We start from the raw sequence: 18761 nt of genomic DNA, 5'->3' as shown, positions 1-18761 counted from the left end.
CGAACATCCGTACCCCACGCCGTTGAACCACCGCACTGGGCCGGTCTACGGAACTGGGCAGACCTACCGAGCTGGGCTAACCTACAGAACGGTGGATTCCCCGTTGGGTTCCCTGCTGCTGGTGGCCTCTCCGGCGGGCCTGGTGCGGGTGGCCTACAGCGTGGAGGACCACGAGGACGTCCTGGACGGCCTGGCGGCACTGACCCAAGGAGACGTGGAAGGGGCCGGGGCCGCGCTCGACGAACCGGCCCGGCAGTTCGAGGACTATTTCGCCGGGCGGCGGAACGCATTCACGGTTCCTCTGGACCTGCCGGATCCCCCGCCAACGTTCGGTGCCAGGGTGTTGCAGGTCGTACGGCGGGTGCCCTACGGCGCGGTGGCCACCTACACGGACGTCGCCGCACTGGCCGGGCGACCCGATTCGGTCCGCGCCGCGGGCGCAGCCTGCGCCCGCAACCCGCTGCCGATCGTCGTTCCGTGCCACCGGGTGGTCAAGCTGGACGGCTCACCGGGGCATTACGTGGCAGGCCCCGCGGCCAAGAGGTGGCTCCTGCGCTTCGAAACCCTCGGGCCGGACCGCTAGCCGGGACGTGCGCCAGACGCGCCTAGTCCCTGCCGGTGTCCCCCGGCGGCCGTCCGAAGCCGCCCGGAGGCTTCATGCCGCCTGCGCTGCGGACCAGGCCAAACAGGAACAAGCCCAGGCCAACCACGATGCCGAACCAGAGGGAACCGAACGCGTCTCGGCCGCCCAAGCCGATCGCGAGGAACGCCCCGCAGACGCCAATCAGAATCAACCCGGTAATGGCGGCCGTGTTGCCGGGCGTGCCGTGGTGGCGCGCCGTGCCGTCCGCTGCAACCGAGTTCCTGCGTCCCATGGTCCGCCCCTTCCGGTCGGCCACGACCGGCCGCCTTTGGCCGGTGCATACATCAAAAGTATGCCTGTTGCAACGGGTACACAAGGGTCCTTGGATCCCGGCGGAGCAGGTCCCCTTCCCGGAACGCCCCGGCCCGGCCAGCGGAAGGGATGCGGGGAACTAGGGCAGCCGGGTCCAGTCCGGGGCGGCCGGGGCGGGGCGGACCTGCTCGTACCAGCGCGTGGCGGCCATGACGTAGTCGTCCCGGGCCACCTGGCCGGCGATCTGCAGGCCGATCGTCCGCCCGTCGGCCGTGAATCCGCAGTTGATGCTGGCCGCCGGCTGGCCGGACATGTTGTAGGGAAGGGTGAAGGAGATGTGCCCCATCGGCAGGTCGGGATCGTCCAGCGGCATCGGCTGTTCGGCGGGAAAAGCCGCCATCGGGGCCACGGGCGAGAGCATCAGGTCGAAGCCGCGCGTGGCCGCGACCGTCGCCTGCTGGATCTGCGCCATACGGTGGTAGTTGCCCACGGTGGCCGGGCCGTCGAAGTGCGCCCCGAGGGCGCACCAACGCGCGATGTAGGGCAGGACCAGCGCCTTCTTGTCCTCCTCAAGCAGGCTGTACTGGGCATAGAACTTGGTCCGCCAGAAGTCGTCCACCCCTTTGAGCTGCTCGGGCGCCATGAACGGCCCCAGTTCGATGATCTCCGCCCCGGCCTCCGCGAACGCCTGCGCCGCCAGCCGCACGGCGGCGAGGACCTCCGGATCGGGGTCGATGCCGGATCCTGCCTCCAACTGAAGCGCGATCCGCGCCCGGCGCGGCTCGAAGTTGCGGCCGCACCACTCCATGTCCGGATAGGGACGGGTGGTGTAGTCGCGGGAGTCCGGCTGGCCGAGGACCCCCATGAACAGGCAGGAGTCCATTGCCGTGCGGGTCAGGGGCCCGGCCGCCCGTCCCGGGTAGGGCTCGTGCAGGGGAACCAGTCCGGCGCTCGGCTTGAGCCCCACCAGTCCGGCCCACGCGGCAGGCAACCGGATCGATCCGCCGATGTCGGTCCCGACATGCAGCGGTCCGTAGCCGGCCGCGGCCGCGGCGCCGGCGCCGGCGCTGGAGCCGCCGGCCGTCAGGGACGGATCCCAGGCGTTGCGGGTGATCCCGTGCAGGCTGGAAACGCCCGAGGACAGCATCCCGTAGTCGGGCATCGTGGTCGATCCCAGCAGGACCAGCCCGGCCTCCTCCATCCGGTCGACGATCGGCGCGTTCTCCGTTGCCACGGGCGGGTTGGGAAGGGCGTTCCCGGCGGGCATCGGATGGCCCTTGCGGGCGATGTTCTCCTTGACCGAGGCGGGCACACCGTCCAGGGCGGAGCGCGGCTCCCCCGCGGCCCAGCGCCGCGCCGAGGCCGCTGCCTGTTCCCGCACGGACGCGGCGTCGAACCGGTAGAACGCGTTGAGTACCGGTTCCCGCTCGGCGATGCGCGCCACCACGTCCTCCGCGACCTCCACCGGCGTCAACGCGCCGGCGGCGAACGCCGCGGACATCTCCACGGCACTGAGGAAGGCTGGACGCGCCGGCCGTGCCGCGGCGCTTTCGCGGGAAACGCCGATCGTCTCTTCTGCCAAGGTCTTCCTTTCGCCCAAGGTCTTCCCCGCTGCGGTGTGGATCCGGGGCCGCCTGGTCCGAGGGATGCCCGCCGCCGGGAGGACGGCCGCCGGGAGGACGGCCGCCGGACAGTGGCCTTCCCCGATGGATATGGAGCCTATCCCTCCGGGGCAGGCCTGCGCAGCCGGAATCCTGCCAGCGGATTTCCCCTGCGCGGCCCCAAACAAGAAGGACCAGTTCGCCCGGGGGATCCAGCTCCCCCGGGCGAACCGGTCCTCTTGCCTGATTGGCGTCAGTCCTCGACGAACCCGTCGGCGACATCCAGCGCACGGTCCAGGGCCTCCAGGGCCTCCAGCAGCAGCTCGTCCGGGATGTTCAGCGCCGGCACCACGTGGATGCGGTTGAAGTTCGCGAACGGCAGCACGCCCCCGGCCTTCAGCGCGGCAACGACCTGGTTCATCTCCGGCGAGGACCCGCCGTAGGCGGCCAGCGGTTCGCGAGTGGTGCGGTTCTTCACCAGTTCCACGGCCCAGAAGCAGCCGGATCCGCGGACCTCGCCCACGGACGGGTGCTTGGCGGCGAGCTCGCGCAGCCGCGGTCCGATCACCTCGGCGCCGAGGCGGGCCGCGTTCTCAACGATCCCTTCCTCCTGCATCGCGTCGATCGTGGCGACGGCGGCCGCGCAGGCCAGCGGGTGCCCCGAGTAGGTGAGCCCGCCCGGGTACGCGCGCTCGCGGAACGTCTCGAAGATGGCGTCGGAGACGGCCACGCCGCCCAGCGGCACGTAGCCGGAGTTCACGCCCTTGGCGAAGGTCAGCAGGTCCGGGACCACGTCCCAGTGGTCGATCGCGAACCACTTGCCCGACCGGCCGAACCCGGCCATTACCTCGTCGGCGATGAACACGATGCCGTGGCGGCGGGTGAGTTCGCGCACCCCCTCCATGTACCCGGCCGGGGGCACGTAGATGCCCGCGGTGCCGGGAATGGACTCCAGGATAAGGGCCGCGATGTTCTGCGGGCCCTCCAGCAGGATCATGTCCTCCAGGTGGCGCAGCGCCCGCTCGGTTTCCTCCGCCTCCGTGGTGGAGCCGAAGTAGGAGCGGTACGGGTAGGCGGGCAGGAAGTGCACGACGCCGGAGTCGCCGGAGTCGTTCGCGAACCGGCGCGGGTCCCCGGTGACGTTCACCGCCAGGTGGGTGCCTCCGTGGTAGCTGCGGTAGGCGGCGAACACCTTCTTGCGGCCGGTGTGCAGCCGGGCCATGCGGATGGCGTGCTCGACGGCGTCGGCGCCCCCGTTGGTGAAGAAGATGTGGTCCAGGTCGCCCGGGGCCAGCTCGGCGATCAGCCGGGCCGCCTCGGAGCGGGCGTCGTTGACGTGCTGCGGGGCGATCGTGCAGATCTTTCCGGCCTGCTCCTGGATGGCGGCGACGACCTTCGGGTGCTGGTGCCCGATGTTGGTGTTCACCAGCTGGCTGGAGAGGTCGATCAGGCGGGTGCCCTCGCCGTCCCACACCAGGGACCCTTCGGTCTTCAGGACCGTCATCGGGGCGAACGGCCCCTGCGCCTGCCAGGAGTGGAAGACGTGCGCGCGGTCCAGCTCGTGGGCGCGGCGGCCGGCCTCGATCTCCTCGGGGGTGATCTCGGCGGTTTCGGACATGGTGGTATCAAGGCTCATGGTGCGTGCTCCCCCTAGGCGTTCTGCGGGAAGCCGAGGTTGATGCCGCCGTGACTGGGATCGAGCCAGCGGCTGGTGACCACCTTGCCGCGGGTGAAGAAGTGCACGCCCTCGGCGCCGTGCGCGTGGGTGTCGCCGAACAGCGAGTTCTTCCATCCGCCGAAGGAGTAGTACGCCATCGGCACCGGGATCGGGACGTTGATGCCGACCATGCCGACCTGAACCTCGTTCTCGAAGCGGCGGGCGGCGCCGCCGTCGTTGGTGAAGATCGCCGTGCCGTTGCCGTAGGGGTTGTCGTTGATCAGCTGCAGGCCCTCGTCGTAGCCGGGGACGCGGACCACGGAGAGCACCGGGCCGAAGATCTCGTCCGTGTAGATGCTCATCTCCGGGGTGACGTGGTCGAACAGCGTCGGGTTCAGGAAGAAGCCGTCGCCCTCGGCGTCGGGGGAAACGTGGCGCCCGTCCAGCACCAGGGACGCCCCGGCGGCCTCGCCGGCGTCGATGTACCCGGCCACGCGGTCGCGGTGCGCCGCGGTGACCAGCGGGCCCATGTCGCATCCGCGCATGCCGTCGCCGACGCGCAGGGTGCGCGTGCGTTCGGCGATCTTGGCCACCAGCTCATCGGCCACGGATTCGACGGCGACGATGGCGGAGATCGCCATGCAGCGCTCGCCCGCGGCGCCGAAGCCGGCGTTGACCGCGGCGTCGGCGGCCAGGTCCAGGTCGGCGTCGGGCAGGACCAGCATGTGGTTCTTCGCCCCGCCGAGGGCCTGCACGCGCTTGCCGTGCGCGGTGCCGCGCTCGTAGACGTACTTGGCGATCGGGGTGGAGCCGACGAAGGAGACGGACTTGATCTCCGGGTGGTCCAGCAGCGCGTCGACGGCTTCCTTGTCGCCGTGCACGACGTTGAAGACGCCCGCCGGCAGGCCGGCCTCGTGCCACAGTTCGGCCATCCAGTTGGCGGCGGTGGGGTCCTTCTCGCTGGGCTTGAGAACCACGGTGTTGCCGGAGGCGATCGCCATCGGGAAGAACCACATCGGCACCATGGCCGGGAAGTTGAACGGGGAGATGACCGCGGCCACGCCCAGCGGCTGGCGGATCGAGTGCACGTCCACCTTCGTGGAGGCGTTCTCCGTGTAGCCGCCCTTGAGGATGTGCGGGATGCCGCAGGCGAACTCGACGATCTCCTGGCCGCGGGAGATCTCGCCGAACGCGTCGTCGAGGACCTTGCCGTGCTCGGCGGTGATGATCGCGGCCAGTTCGCCCTTGCGGGCGTTGAGCAGCTCGCGGAAGTTGAAGAGGATCTGCACGCGCCGGGCCAGCGAGGTGTCGCGCCAGGCCGGGAAGGCGGCGGCCGCGGCGGAGACGGCCTCGCCGACGGTGGCGGTGCTCGCGAAGGCCACGCGTCCGCTCACCTTGCCGGTGGCGGGGTTGGTGATCTCGCCGAAGCGGGAATCCGCGGCCTGCTCGGCCTGGGTGCCGTTGATCCAGTGGGTGACGGTCTGCATGATGTGCGGGGCCTTTCTCCGTATCCGGTGCCACACCGTGGCGTCGTTATGCTCCATCCTGAACTCCCCGGGCGCTGCCCGAAAGAGACATCTTGTAAGAATTTTCCCTCGGATCGGTACACTCTGTAAATGAGCACGTCTCCCCGGCCCCTCACGCCGCCGAATTCCCTGCCCAGGGGCTTCCCGGCCGCGGCCTCCGGTCCGGCGCTCACGGTGCGTACCGTGCTGGCGCTGGAGGAGGTCAGCTCCGGCGCCCCGGAGGTCCTCGCCGGCGCCGAGGGCCTGGATGCCTCGGTGCGCTGGGTCCACATCGCGGACGGGGAGCGGGTGGGCGCGGTCCTGGAAGGTGGCGAGCTGGTCCTCAGCTCCGGGTTGTCCTTCCGCTCGCCGTCCTTCCGTTCCTCGGCGCAGGCGGCCGCGCGTTTCCTCGACGAACTCCAGGCCGCGGGCGCGGCCGGTGCCGTCGTCGAACTGGTCGAACCCGACGGAACGCTGGCCGACCCGGCCGCCGCGGCCCTGCGGGAGGCGGCCGCCGGCCGGCCCCTGCCGGTGGTGCTCCTGAACCGTCCGGTCCGCTTCGTGCGGGTGACCGAGGTGGTGCACCGGATGCTGGTGGGCGAGCAGCTGGCCCGCGTCGAACGGGCCCGCCACCTGCACGAGGTGTTCACGGAACTGAGCCTGCAAAACGCCAGCGAACAGCAGATCGTGGACCGGACCGCGGAAATGGTCGCGGCCCCCGTGGTCCTGGAGGACGTGGCGCACCTGGTGCTGGGTTTTGCCGCCGCTGGCCAGGATCCCGAGCCGCTGCTGCGGCGGTGGACCGAGCGGTCCCGCCGCGTCGGATACCGCGAGCAGACCGGCAGGCGCCGGCAGACCGGGCAGGGCGAGGACGAGGAGGACTGGCTGCAGACGCCGGTGGGCGTCAGCGGGCGCCGCTGGGGACGGCTGGTGGTCCCGGCCGTGCTGGAGGACGACGCCGACGCCTCCCAGGTGCTGGACCGCGCCGGGCAGGCGCTGACCATCGCCCGGATGGCCGGCCGCGACGAACGCGACCTGCTGGAGGCGGCCCGGGCCGGCCTGATGCACGAGCTGCGCCAGCCGCTGGCCATGACCGAGCCGGAGGCCCGCACCCGTGCGGTCGCCCTGGGTCTGGAGCCGGCGCCGCTGTACGTTCCGGTGGTGATCCGGCTGGACCGGCTGCCGGGCGAGGAGCCGACGGGCCTGCAGCTGCGCGAGCGGGCCCTGCTGGAGTCCCTCGGGGCAGCCGTCCGCTCCGCGCGGCGGTCCATGCTGGCGGCGGGACTGCACTCGGGATCGCTGGGTGTCCTGCTGGGCGTTCCGGCACGGCAGCTGGAGGACCCCCTGCTGGAGCGGGTGTTCGGGGAACTGGCCGAATCCGGCGCACTCTCCGGCCTTCCCCGCTCGGGTGCCCAGGATTCGGAGGTGCCATGGTCGGTGGGCGTGGGCCGGTCCCGCGCCTCGCTGCCGGAGGCGGCGGCCGGCCTGGACGAGGCCACGCAGGTGGCGGACATCGCCGCCACCCTGGAGACCCGCCCGCGCCGCTACTACCGCTTCGCCGACGTGGGGCTGCGCGGCATGCTGGCGCTGATGCGCTCCGACCCGCGGCTGCGCGCGTTCGCCGAGGCCGAACTGGCCCCGCTGGTCGATCCCCCGGACCCCGAGGCCCTGGCCCTGCTGGAGCTGTACCTCAAGCACGGCGGCAACAAGTCTGCCCTGGCCAGGACCGGCTACCTCAGCCGCCCCGCGCTGTACGCGCGGCTGGCCCGGCTGCAGGACCGGCTCGGGGTGTCCCTCGACGACGCTGAGGTCCGCACGGCGCTGCACGTGGCCCTGCTCTGGCACCGCCTGCGCGAGGTGGGCCAGACGGGCGCCCCGGTCTGACGCCCGGGCCGCACTTCGTCAGACCGGCAGTTCGGGGCCCAGCTCGCCCACCTCGGCCAGTTCCGCCGTCGTGATGGCCTCCACCTTGGGCGGGAGGGATTCGCCGTACCGGCCCAGCACCTCCCGCACGCGCGCTTCGGCCAGCGGCGCCAGGGCATCAAAGGCCTTCCCGAACGCCGCGCGCGCTTCGCCGCGCGGCCAGCCCGGGGGCATCATCGCCGGCGGCAGCCCCGGATCCGCGGCCAGCACGTCGCGGTAGCGGGCCATCAGGACGGCGCGCTCGACGAGGGCCGCCGCGGGGTCCATCCCGCCGCCGGCCTGGCGGCGCACGGCGTCGGAGCGATCGCGGAGCTCGCGCAGCTGCCCGCCGATGGCGTCCAGGTCCCAGGATTCCAGCGGGGCGCGGCCCACCGCGGCCAGGTCGGCGTCGGGCACCGTCAACACGCTGGCCTGCGGCACGCCGAGGTCCGCGACCGCGCGCAGGGCAGCCGCGGAACGCCGGCCCGGCGCGATCCAGGCCCCGTCGTAGAACGGGGCGAACCCTTCGCGGCGCAGCTGCTCGCGGAACCCCGCCCGGCTGTCGCGGCGCTCCTCCGGGATGGAGTAGAGGACCACGGTCCAGGTCCCGTCCCACGTGCCCGCGTCCCCGCGGGAGACGATGCGGCGGGTGCCGGTGCCGACGCGGGCCACGGTTCCGCCGGCCACCCGGTAGAAGGTGTTCCGGCCGGACTTGGCGGATTCCAGCAGGCCTTCGCGGGCCATGCGGCTGAGGGTGGCGCGGGCGTTGGCGGGGCTGACCCCGAAGTCCCCCATCAGCTCCACGAGGGCGCCGGAGGGGAGGTGGTCGTGCCAGTGCCGCCACGTGTAGCCGAAGATGGTCACGAGCATGTTGCGCGCGGAGATCCGCACCTGCGCCGAAGCGGTGGCGGATGCGGAGACCTGTGCCGGGTTTGCCACGGGTGCCTTCCGTTAGAGCGTGATGACGATCTTGCCGGTCACGTCGCCATCGATCATGGCCTGGAAGCCCTCGTGGATGCGCTCCAGCGGCAGCACGCGGTCGATGTGCGGGCGCAGGCCGGTGGATTCGAGCATGCGCAGCATGGCGACGGTCTCGTGGCGGGTGGACCCGGTGGATCCGAGGATGCGCAGCTGCTGGTAGAAGATCCGGCCGAGGTCCGCCTCGGGGCTGGTGCCGGAGGTGGCGCCGGCGATGACGATCGTCCCGCCCGGGCGCAGGCAGCGCAGCGAGTGGGCCCAGGTGGCCTCGCCGACGGTCTCGATGACGACGTCCACGCGCTGGGGCAGCCGCGCGCCGGTCTCGAAGGCCTCGTGCGCGCCCAGCTCCAGGGCCAGCTGGCGCTTGGCCTCGGTGCGGCTGGTCGCGTACACCGTCGCTCCGGCGGCGGAGGCGAGGGCGATCGCCGCGGAGGCGACGCCGCCGCCGGCGCCCTGGACCAGGACCCGGTCGCCTGCCTTGAGGCCGGCTTGGGTGAAGAGCATCCGGTAGGCGGTGGACCAGGCCACCGGCAGGCAGGCCGCCTCCTCGAAGCTCAGCGCGGCCGGCTTGTCGACCAGGCACCGGTCCGGCACCACGATGTACTCGGCGAAGCCGCCGTCGTGCCGCTCGGAGAGCAGCGCGCGGTTCGGATCCAGCGTCTCGTCGCCGAAGCCGGCGTCCGGGTCGGCGATGACGGGGTAGACCACCACCTCGCGGCCGTCGTCGGTCACCCCGGCGACGTCGCAGCCGAGCACGATCGGGATGTTCTTGGGGTCATGGCCGATCCCCCGCAGCGTCCAGACGTCGTGCATGTTCAGCGAGGAGGCCTTGACCCGGACGCGGGTCCAGCCGGCCGGCGCCTCCGGCACGGGGACGTCCTGCAGCTTCAGGCAGGACAGCGGATCGGCGGCGTTCTGGGCAACGGCAACGGCGGCAAGCATCGGGGGCTCCTTGCATCGGTCTTCAGCGCGGGGCTGCGGGCGCGGCGGGAACCGGCCTTCCCGAAGTATGACAAACCGATGAGCTGCAAGAAAAAATTTGTCCTGCGTAGCGGAACGGTCCCCGCCGCCCGCCACTCGCCGGCGCTTCCGCCGGAAGGGGCGCTACCGCCGTTGCGCGTACCGCAGCACCATCCGGTCGCCGGAGAACTGCAGGGCCTGCACCAGCAGGACCTGCAGCGCCACGGTGACCACCATGACGTCGGTCTGGAAGCGCTGGTAGCCGTAGCGGATGGCCAGGTCGCCCAGCCCGCCGCCGCCGATCACGCCGGCCATGGCGGTGTAGTCCAGCAGGGCGATCGCGGTGACCGTGCCCGCGGCAATGAGCGCCGGCCGGGCCTCGGGCAGCAGGATGTGGACGATCGTCTGCCAGGTGGAGGCCGCCATCGCCTGCCCGGATTCGATCAGCCCGTTGTCCACCTCGCGCAGCGCGATCTCCACCAGCCGGGCCAGGAACGGCACCGCGGCGATGACCATCGGGGGCACGGCCCCGCGCACGCCCAGCGTGGTGCCGGTGAGGAACGCGGTCAGCGGCAGCACCGTGATCATCAGGATGATGAACGGCACCGAGCGGATCAGGTTCACCAGGAAGGACAGCACCCGGTACACCGGCGGGGCGGCGCGCAGGTTTCCGCTGGCCGTCAGGTACATCAGCGTGCCCAGCGGCAGGGCCAGCAGCAGCGTGAACAGCAGGCCGGAGGACAGCATGATCAGCGTGTCCAGGACGGCCTGGCCGATCTCCGGCCAGCTCACGTTGGGCAGCAGCGTCTCGATCATCGGATCAGTTCCAGGAGTGGCGGGCCGGGCGGACGCCGTTGAGGACGTAGTTGCCGACCAGGTGGAACTTCCAGCGCACCGGATCGTGCAGGGTGTGCACGCGGGCATTGCGCCAGAAGCGGTCCAGGCGCTTGCCGCCCACCGTGGAGCGGGTTCCGCCGAGCTCGTTGAGCTTGGAGCCGGCCGCGAGCGCGGCCTCGGTGGTGAGCACCTTGGCGCGGGCGACGGCGACCGAGGCGGCCGCGACGGAATCCTCTGTCGAGCGGGCCTTGGCCTGGTCCAGCACGACGGCGGCGCGCTGGAGCAGCGCGTCGGCGGCATCGATGTCGATGTCGAGGCGGCCCAGTTCGGAGAGCGTGAGGGGGTCCGCGGTGGCCGTCTCGACGTTCGCGTCGATCCACGGGCGGGAGGCCCGGACGGCTTCCAGCGTGGCGGCGAAGGCGCCGCGGGCGATGCCCAGGTCGATGGCCGCCGTCGTGATCTGCGCCAGCGGGCCGGCGATGGTCGGTTCCTCGTATTCGCGGTACATCGGGAAGACGCGGGAGGCGGGGACGCGCAGGTCGGCGAGCACCACGGACCCGGAAGCGGTGGCGCGCTGGCCGAAGGCGTCCCAGTCCCCCACCACGTGCAGCCCGTCGGCATCGGCCGGGGCGAAGGCGAGCAGTTCGCGGCCTTCGTCGTCGACGCCGAGCACCGGGATCCAGTGCGCGTAGGCGGTGCCGGTGGCGTAGAACTTACGGCCGTTGACCACGTAGTCGTCGCCGTCGCGCAGGATCCGGGTGGAAATGTCGGCGGCGGTCTTGCCGCCGGCCTCGGAGAACGCGTTGGCGGTGCGCGCCCCGTCCAGAATCAGGTCGAAGAAGAAGCGCTTCTGGTCAGCCGTGCCGGAGAGGTTGACGTCCTCGACCAGGCAGAAGTGGTTCTGCGGGATCTGGCCCAGCGAGGGGTCCGCCGCGGAGATGCGGGCGATGACCTCCACCAGCGTGCCGGTGGAGGCGCCGAGGCCTCCGTATTCGGCCGGGATGGTGATGGCCCAGAGCCCGGAGCCGGAGAACTCGTCGACGACGTCGGCCGGCAGGGTGCCCGCCGCGTCGATCTCGGCGCCGCGGGCGGCGAACCGGTCCGCGAGGCGGGCGGCGGTCTCCAGGGCCTCGGCCTCGGAGGCGATGCGGCGGGCCGGCGTGAGGGGCCGAGTGAACGGCCGGGCGGAGGGCCTCGCGGAGGACTGCAGGGAGGCAGGGGTGGGAACGGACGGGTTCATGGCGCTACTTCACTTCTTCGTCGGAGGGATACCGGGGCTTTCCCGATGATGGCCGCCGCCGGACGCGCTCCGGGCCCCACGCGTCACATTCGCCCGCCGCGGGCCACGAGGGCGTAGCAATCGGTCACAAAACGCCATGAACGGGGCCGAATCGACGCAACATTCGGAAATATGCCGCTTTGTGACGGGAATTCCGAAGGATCTTCGACCCGACCCTACCCTTGACATCCAGTGGGGCCGCCACCGGACCGAGCCCCCTTCCGTTCCGATGCCCCTTCCGTCCCCGTGCCCCCAGGAGTACCCCCGTGTCCACCGACAACAACACGCCCGAATCCGGCGCCGCAGGCCGCCTCGCCGCCGCAGCCGCGCAGCGCCGCGCCCAGGCGAAGAAGCGCAACATCGTGATCGGTTCGGCCGTGGCCGCCGTCGCCGTCGTCGCCATTGCCGCCGCCGCGATCATTCCCAGCCTCGGCGCCAAGGGCACCGCTGCCGCCGCGACGGAGCGCCAGACGCTGGTGATCGGCGCGACCCCCGTGCCGCACGCCGAGATCCTCGAGAACCTGAAGCCGGTCCTGGCCGAGCAGGGCGTGGACCTGGAGGTCAAGGTGTTCCAGGACTTCATCCAGCCGAACGCGCAGCTGGCCAGCGGCGAACTGGACGGGAACTACTACCAGTACCTGCCGTTCCTGGAAAACTTCAACAAGGAGAACAACGAGGACCTGGTGCCGACCGTGCCGGTGCACATCGAGCCGTTCGGCGCCTACTCCACCAAGTTCGCCTCCCTGGCCGAGGTCACCAAGGGCGCCAGCATCGCCATTCCGAACGATCCGGTGAACGCCGGCCGCGCCCTGGTGCTGCTGGAGGAGCAGGGCCTGATCACGCTGAAGACCCCGGGCGACTCCCAGTCCAGCATCCAGGACATCGCGCAGAACCCGCGCGAGCTGGACATCAAGGAGCTCGAAGGCGCCCAGCTGGCCCGCTCCATCGACCAGGTGGACGTCGCTTTCGTGTTCGCCAACTACGCGCTGGACGCCGGCATCGACGTGAACACCGCCATCTTCACCGACAAGGCGAACCCGAAGTACGCCGAGTACCTGGTCACCCGCCCGGAGCTCAAGGACGATCCGCGCATCGTGAAGCTGGGCGAGGCCCTGAACTCCGAGGCCACCCGCCAGTTCATCCTGGACAAGTACCAGGGCGACATCTCGCTGGGCTTCTGACATGTCCGCGGCAACCGCCCCACCGCAGGCCGCCCGCGGCGCCGTGCGCTTCGAGCACGTGACCAAGACCTACGTCCCCCGGAACGGCAAGGCCGGGACCGCCGTCACGGCCCTGGACGACGTCACGCTGGAGCTGCCCGCGGGCCGCATCACGGGCGTGATCGGCCGCTCCGGAGCCGGCAAGTCGACCCTGCTGCGCACGGTGAACCTGCTGGAGCGGCCCACCTCCGGGCGGGTCCTGCTGGACGGCGAGGACATCGCGACGGTGACCGGGCCCGCGCTGCGGGACTTGCGCCGGCGCATCGGCATGGTGTTCCAGCATTTCTCCCTCATGGCGTCCAAGACGGTGTGGGAGAACGTGCGGCTGCCGCTGCGGCTGGCCGGGGTGAATGCCGCCGAGGCCGACCTGCGGGTGGCCGAGCTGCTGGAGCTGGTGGGGCTGGACCACCGCGCGGATGCCTACCCGGGCCAGCTCTCCGGAGGCCAGAAGCAGCGCGTGGGCATCGCCCGGGCGCTGGTCCAGGACCCGGAGATCCTGCTCTGCGACGAGGCGACGTCCGCCCTGGACCCGGAGACCACGCATTCGATCCTGGCCCTGCTGCGCCGGATCAACCGCGAACGCGGAGTCACAATCCTGCTGATCACGCATGAGATGGCGGTGATCCAGGAGATCTGCGACGAGGTGGCGGTGATCGACGGCGGCCGCGTGGTGGAGCACGGGCCGGTGTGGCGCGTGCTGAGCGCTCCGGCGCACGGCACCACGCGGGCGCTGCTGCATTCCTTCCGCCGCAACTCGGCGGAGGAGCTCGGCGCCGAGGTCGCCGGCGTCGAGCACGACGGCGACGCGCGCCTGGTGCTGCGCTTCGACGGCCTGCGTCCGGTGGACGTGGCGGCCGTGGTCGCGCACCTCCAGCACGACGCCGGCTCCCCGGTCCAGCTGCTGGCCTCCAGCATCTCCCCCGTGCAGGGACGCCCGCAGGGGCACTTGGTCGTGGCCGCCGGCGCGCCCGACGCCGAGGTGCTGCTGGAGCGGGCGCGGGCGGTCGCTGACCGGGTCGAGGTCCTGTAGGGCCTCGACCCGGTCAGGGCCTGCCGGCGGTCAGAGGTTGCTGACGATCAGAGGTTGCTGACAAACAGCGTCCGGTCCCCGCGGTGGCGGCTGAAGCCGAATTCGACGGGTTCGCCTGAGGCGATGCAGTTGACCCGTTCGGTCATCAGGACTGCCGCGTTCTCCGGCACCCCCAGCAGCACTGCGGCGGAGGCGTCGGCGTTCACGGCCTCGAAAAGCATCCGCCTGCAGTGCGTCTCGCTGCCGGTGATCTGGGCGATCAGGTCGGGGATGAAGCAGTCCAGCGGGGCCGCCTCGATGCCCGGCACCCGCTCCAGCGGCACCCAGCTCGAGCGCAGCCGCTGGCGTTCGTTGTTCAGCGAGATGCCCACCTCCACATAGAGCACCGGGTCCCCCGGCCGGATCTCCAGCATCCTGGCCACCGTGTCGGGGCACCCGGTGACCTGGGCGTTGACGCACTGGTAGGTCCCGTCCGGATAGCCCTCGATCCGGGTTTCCGCATAGGTGGGCTCGACGGTGCGCTTCTGGTCCGGCTCCAGCGTCACCATCACCCGGGACTCCTTGCGGTCCACGTTGAAGCTCGTTCCCGGGGCCAGCGCAAACGTCCCGGAGCCCGGGATGCGGCGCAGCAGGTTCTGCCCCTGCAGGATCGCCATGGCGTCCCGCACCACGTTGCGGGTGGCCCGGTAAATCTCCACCAGGTCCCACTCGTACGGCAGGCTCACCGGGTACCGGTTGTTGACGATGTCCGACCGGATCAGGTCCGCGACCTGCCGGGCCGAATCCGTACGTCGGGTGAAACCGATGAGCACTTGCGCTTTGGTGTGCACGGGCGGTGTCTCTCCTAAATAACGGGCATGTTGCCCGGAAACGCCGGGAACCTGAACAGCGTATCGGCCTCGAAGGCCCCCGGTTGCGGCAACCAGGGTGGCGCAACAACAGATTTACCCTCCGCAAGGCGGACGGAAACATCGCCCCTATTGCATGGTGTCCAGGAGGTCCCCCGCTCCTTCCCATTCGCACACCGATTGCCGAGGTTCCCGATGAAAACCACACGCCGCATCGTCCCCGCCCTGGCCACCATGGCCACCCTCGCCCTGGCCCTGAGCGCCTGCTCCGGCGCCTCCGAGGCCTCCGGAACCACCGCAACCGACACCGCCGGCGTGCAGCACGCCAAGGACCAGATCGCCGCATTCTCCCAGGACCCCGAGTTCACCTTCGCCGGCACCCCGTTCGACATGGCCGGGATCAAGGGCAAGACGATCTTCAACATCCCCAACAGCAGCTCCGTCCCCTACATCGAGGTCGTCGACGCGGAGGCCAAGCGCCTGGCCGAGTCCTACGGGGCCAGCTGGGTGGAGTACTCCAACCAGGGCCTTCCCAACGAGCACACCGCGGGCGTCGACCAGGCGATCAGCCAAAAGGCGGACCTCATCATCCTGGCGCAGGGCGTCAACGCGGAACTGATCGTCCCCGCCCTCGAGCGCGCCAAGGCAGCGGGCATCCCGGTGCTGAGCACCCACACCTACCAGAACGGCACCGCGCTTCCGGCCGCGCTGGAGGACCTGGTGGCCGGATACATCACGGCGCCCTTCAACGAGGCCGCCCGGCTGATGGCCGACTACGCCATCCAGGAAACCGGCGGCGACGGCGACATCCTGCTGGTCAACTCCAGCGAGGTGCCGCCGTCCAACGGCATGGTCCAGGCCATGAAGGACGAGCTGTCCACCCACTGCGGCGGCTGCGGCGTCAGCGAGGTCGATGTCCCGGTCACCGCCTGGGCCACCGACATCGCCTCCACCGTGCAGGCCGAACTGCAGACCAACCCTGACATCGACTTCGTCCTGCCGGTGTACGACTCGATGATGCTCTACGTGGAGTCCGGCGTCCTCTCCGCCGGCAAGACCGGACAGGTGAAGACGGCCTCCTTCAACGGGACCCCCGCGATCCTCAAGCTCATGCAGGACGGCGACACCGTCGCCATGGACGTGGGCGAGGACGTCACCTGGCTGGCCTGGTCCACGCTGGACGAGGCCGGACGCATCCTGACCGGCGCCGAGACCACCGCCGACGGCAACCAGCAGACCCCGCTGAAGGTCATCACCGACGCCAACGTCGCCGGCACCGGGACCCCGCCGGCCTCCGGGCAGGGCTACGGCAACGCCTACGTGGCCGGCTACGAGGCGCTCTGGGGCAAGCAGTGATCACCCGGCGTCCGGTGGGGCCCGACGGCGAGCTCGTCGGGCTTCCGGGCCGGTCCGAGCCCAACGTCCGGCTCCAGAACGTGTCCATCACGTTCGGGGACAACAAGGCCCTGGATTCGGTCAGCCTGGAGATCCCCGCCGGCGAGGTCGTGGGCCTGGTCGGGGAAAACGGGTCCGGGAAATCGACCCTGATCAAGATCCTCAACGGCGTCTACCGGCCCGATTCCGTCACCCGCCTCTTCATCCGGGGAGAGGAGATCTTCCCCTACGAGGACCCGTCGGCGTTCCGCCGGCACGGCATCAGCTTCGTCCACCAGGACCTGGGCCTGGTGCCGGCGCTGTCCATCACGGAGAACCTGCTCCACGAACGCATCCTGCACGCCCGGGGCGCATTCATCAACTGGCGCGCGATGCACCGCGAGGCGGCCTGGCTGCTGGCCCGCTTCGGCATCGCCGCCGACCCCCGCCAGCCGATCTCCACGCTGACGGACACGGACAAGGCGCTGGTGGCGATCCTGCGGGCCGTCGAGGAACTCGGGCCGAACAAGACGCTGCTGGTGCTGGACGAGCCCACGGTGTTCCTGCCCCGGGCCGGCACCGAACTGCTGTTCGGCGCGGTCCGCCAGCTGCTGGACGAGTACGACCTGAGCGTGCTGCTGGTGACCCACGACCTCGAGGAGGTCATCGAGCACAGCGACACGATCGTGGTCCTCAAGGCCGGACGGCTCCAGGGCGTCGTTCCCGCGCACTCGGCCACCCCGACCTCGCTCAGCGAGCGCATCGTGGGGCGGACCGTGGGCACCGGCCGGCCGGTGCGCGCCACCGGGCAGGGCGAACCGGGACCGGCCGACACCGTGCTGGCCTGCACCGGGCTGGCGGCGGGCCGGGCCGCCGGGGTGGACTTCGAACTGCGCCGCGGCGAGGTCCTGGGCCTGACCGGCCTCGCCGGCTCCGGGTTCGAGGACGTGCTGCCGGCGATCTACGGCGCCGCCCCGCTGGAATCCGGATCCGTGGCCATGCCGGACACCGGCGGCGCCGCACCCGCCTCCACGCCGGAAGGGGCCCTGGCCCGGGGCATCGTCTACGTTCCCGCCGACCGCAAGACGGAGGGCGGCATGCTGGAGGTCAGCGTCGCGGAGAACGCGCTCATGCCGCGGCTGGGCGCCGTCTCCGGCCCCCTCGGGATCTCCCCGCGGACACTGGCCCGCCACGGCCGCGACTTCGTGGAACGCTACGACGTCCGGCCCTCCGATCCGCGCAAGGACTTCCGGATGCTCAGCGGCGGCAACCAGCAGAAGGTGGTGCTCGGCAAGTGGCTGGACACCAATCCCTCCGTGGTGCTGCTGCAGGACCCCACCCAGGGGGTGGACGTCGGCGCCCGGGAGGGCATCAACCAGCGGCTGCTGGAGGCCGCCGACGCCGGGACCGCGGTCCTGTGCGCCACCACCGACTACGAACAGCTCGCCCTGATCTGCGACCGCGTCCTGGTCATCCAGGACGGCCGGGTGGTCGACGAACTCGCCGGCGCCGACGTCGAACGCAACACCATTGCCATGCACGTGATGCAGGGACATCACGGCACCGACCCGATCCGAAAGGTGGGCTGACCGATGACCGCCACCGCCGCCCAGAATTCAACGGACAAGGCCACTACGCAGGACTCCCCCACGCAGCCGGGCCCCCGGCGGGCCGCCGGACGGCCGGCCTGGCTGTCCGCCCACAACCTGGAGCGCTTCGCCCTGCCGGGCGCGTGGGTCCTGCTGCTGCTGGTCTTCAGCGCCATCCTGCCGGGCAACTTCGCCAGCGCCGGAAACTACCAGAACATCCTCGGCTCCCAGGCGGTCCTGCTCATCATGGCCGCCGGGTCCCTCATCCCGTTCACGGCCGGCGAGTACGACATGTCCATCGCCTCCACCATGTCCCTGTCCGCCATGACGCTCAGCGTCCTGAACGTCCAGCACGGGGTCCCGCTCGGGGCCAGCATCGCGGCCGCGATCGCCGTCGGGCTGCTGGCCGGGGCGCTGAACGGCTTCTTCGTGGTGGTGCTGAAGGTCAGCTCGCTGATCGCCACGCTCGGCTCCGGAACCCTGTTCCTGGGCATCGTGTACTGGATGAGCAATTCCTCCACCGTCACCGGCATCGACCGCGGCCTTTCCACCGCCACCGCGGGGTCCCGCGTCCTGTTCGGCCTGCAGCCGCAGTTCTTCTACGGCCTCGCCGTCGTGGTGGTCATCGCCTTCGTCCTCTCCCGCACCCCCTACGGCCGCCGGCTTCTGTTCGTTGGCCAGGGCCGCCAGGTGGCGCACCTGAGCGGGCTCAAGGTGGACCGCATCCGCGCGGGCTCCTTCATCGCCTCCGGGCTGGTCATGTCCCTGGCCGGCATCGTCTACGCGGGCAGCCTGAACGGGGCTGACCCCTCCTCCGGGCAGTCCTTCCTGATGCCCGCCCTGGCCGCCTGCTTCCTGGGCTCCACCGCCTTCATCCCCGGCCGCTTCAACGCCTGGGGAACCCTGGTCGCCGTGTACTTCCTGTACTCCGGCGTGGTGGGCCTGCAGATGCTCGGCGCCAAGAACTTCGTGCAGGACATCTTCTACGGCGGCGCCCTGATCGCCGCCGTCGCCCTCTCCCAGGCCATCCGGCACAAGAACGCCGCCACCCGCTCCTGAACCAATCCCGTCCCGCCAGCCCCCTCC

At 71.0% G+C, this 18761-nt stretch carries 16 protein-coding genes; 7 read left to right on the top strand and 9 right to left on the bottom strand.

Annotated features, from left to right (window positions below; genetic code table 11):
• Positions 1 to 91 precede the first annotated feature (91 nt).
• A complete protein-coding gene (locus tag ABD912_RS21825; protein ID WP_425548123.1) occupies positions 92 to 583 on the top strand; it encodes a methylated-DNA--[protein]-cysteine S-methyltransferase in 492 nt (163 codons plus the stop codon).
• A gap of 22 nt (positions 584 to 605) precedes the next feature.
• On the opposite strand, the gene ABD912_RS21820 is transcribed toward ABD912_RS21825, so the two are convergent.
• The 4 genes from ABD912_RS21820 to ABD912_RS21805 all read right to left on the bottom strand — a co-directional run bounded on the left by ABD912_RS21820 (position 606) and on the right by ABD912_RS21805 (position 5640).
• Positions 606 to 899, bottom strand: coding sequence for a hypothetical protein (locus tag ABD912_RS21820; RefSeq protein WP_345154305.1), 294 nt, complete (start codon positions 897 to 899; stop codon positions 606 to 608).
• Between the two features lie 135 nt (positions 900 to 1034).
• Complete coding sequence (locus ABD912_RS21815) at positions 1035 to 2477, bottom strand: amidase (protein ID WP_345154303.1); 1443 nt, start codon at positions 2475 to 2477, stop codon at positions 1035 to 1037.
• Positions 2478 to 2749: 272 nt separating this feature from the next.
• A complete protein-coding gene (locus tag ABD912_RS21810; RefSeq protein ID WP_345154302.1) occupies positions 2750 to 4132 on the bottom strand; it encodes an aspartate aminotransferase family protein in 1383 nt (460 codons plus the stop codon).
• Positions 4133 to 4146: 14 nt separating this feature from the next.
• Positions 4147 to 5640 (bottom strand): CoA-acylating methylmalonate-semialdehyde dehydrogenase, encoded by a 1494-nt coding sequence (locus ABD912_RS21805; protein WP_345154300.1) that lies wholly within the window; start codon positions 5638 to 5640, stop codon positions 4147 to 4149.
• A 129-nt stretch (positions 5641 to 5769) separates the two neighbouring features.
• On the opposite strand from ABD912_RS21805, the gene ABD912_RS21800 reads away from it, so the two are divergent.
• A complete protein-coding gene (locus tag ABD912_RS21800) occupies positions 5770 to 7542 on the top strand; it encodes a PucR family transcriptional regulator ligand-binding domain-containing protein (RefSeq protein ID WP_345154299.1) in 1773 nt (590 codons plus the stop codon).
• Positions 7543 to 7560: 18 nt separating this feature from the next.
• On the opposite strand, the gene ABD912_RS21795 is transcribed toward ABD912_RS21800, so the two are convergent.
• From ABD912_RS21795 to ABD912_RS21780, 4 genes are all read right to left on the bottom strand, one after another.
• Complete coding sequence (locus tag ABD912_RS21795; RefSeq protein WP_345154297.1) at positions 7561 to 8499, bottom strand: PaaX family transcriptional regulator; 939 nt, start codon at positions 8497 to 8499, stop codon at positions 7561 to 7563.
• Between the two features lie 12 nt (positions 8500 to 8511).
• Complete coding sequence (locus ABD912_RS21790; RefSeq protein ID WP_345154295.1) at positions 8512 to 9480, bottom strand: zinc-binding dehydrogenase; 969 nt, start codon at positions 9478 to 9480, stop codon at positions 8512 to 8514.
• Between the two features lie 162 nt (positions 9481 to 9642).
• On the bottom strand, positions 9643 to 10314 hold the full coding sequence (locus ABD912_RS21785; RefSeq protein WP_345154294.1) for a methionine ABC transporter permease: 672 nt from the start codon (positions 10312 to 10314) through the stop codon (positions 9643 to 9645).
• Between the two features lie 4 nt (positions 10315 to 10318).
• Positions 10319 to 11575 carry an SfnB family sulfur acquisition oxidoreductase gene (locus tag ABD912_RS21780; RefSeq protein ID WP_345154293.1) on the bottom strand — a complete coding sequence of 419 codons (1257 nt, stop codon included), beginning with the start codon at positions 11573 to 11575 and terminating at the stop codon, positions 10319 to 10321.
• A gap of 305 nt (positions 11576 to 11880) precedes the next feature.
• Between ABD912_RS21780 and ABD912_RS21775 the strand changes: the two genes are divergently transcribed.
• The gene (locus ABD912_RS21775; RefSeq protein ID WP_345154291.1) at positions 11881 to 12795 is read left to right on the top strand and encodes a MetQ/NlpA family ABC transporter substrate-binding protein; all 915 of its coding nucleotides are present in this window, start codon (positions 11881 to 11883) and stop codon (positions 12793 to 12795) included.
• Position 12796: 1 nt separating this feature from the next.
• A complete protein-coding gene (locus ABD912_RS21770; protein WP_345154289.1) occupies positions 12797 to 13864 on the top strand; it encodes a methionine ABC transporter ATP-binding protein in 1068 nt (355 codons plus the stop codon).
• A 47-nt stretch (positions 13865 to 13911) separates the two neighbouring features.
• Here the strand turns inward: ABD912_RS21770 and ABD912_RS21765 are convergent, their stop codons facing one another.
• Positions 13912 to 14694: a GntR family transcriptional regulator gene (locus ABD912_RS21765; RefSeq protein WP_345154286.1), complete on the bottom strand. Its 783-nt coding sequence runs from the start codon at positions 14692 to 14694 to the stop codon at positions 13912 to 13914.
• 213 nt (positions 14695 to 14907) lie between these two features.
• Here ABD912_RS21765 and ABD912_RS21760 point away from each other — a divergent pair, with 213 nt between their 5' ends.
• From ABD912_RS21760 to ABD912_RS21750, 3 genes are read left to right on the top strand one after another with little or no spacing between them, the layout of a single operon-like run.
• Positions 14908 to 16068: a sugar ABC transporter substrate-binding protein gene (locus ABD912_RS21760; protein ID WP_345154285.1), complete on the top strand. Its 1161-nt coding sequence runs from the start codon at positions 14908 to 14910 to the stop codon at positions 16066 to 16068.
• Entirely contained in the window at positions 16065 to 17675 is a 1611-nt protein-coding gene (locus ABD912_RS21755; protein WP_345154283.1) for a sugar ABC transporter ATP-binding protein, read from the top strand. The genes ABD912_RS21760 and ABD912_RS21755 overlap by 4 nt, the downstream gene beginning before the upstream one ends.
• Before the next feature lie 3 nt (positions 17676 to 17678).
• The gene (locus ABD912_RS21750) at positions 17679 to 18734 is read left to right on the top strand and encodes an ABC transporter permease (RefSeq protein WP_345154281.1); all 1056 of its coding nucleotides are present in this window, start codon (positions 17679 to 17681) and stop codon (positions 18732 to 18734) included.
• Positions 18735 to 18761: the final 27 nt, after the last annotated feature.

The organism is Arthrobacter ginkgonis, from assembly GCF_039540195.1.
In the GTDB taxonomy this organism is placed as follows: domain Bacteria; phylum Actinomycetota; class Actinomycetes; order Actinomycetales; family Micrococcaceae; genus Zafaria; species Zafaria ginkgonis.
Note: the sequence above shows the minus strand (reverse complement) of the source record. Positions and strands in the feature narration are given on the sequence as shown.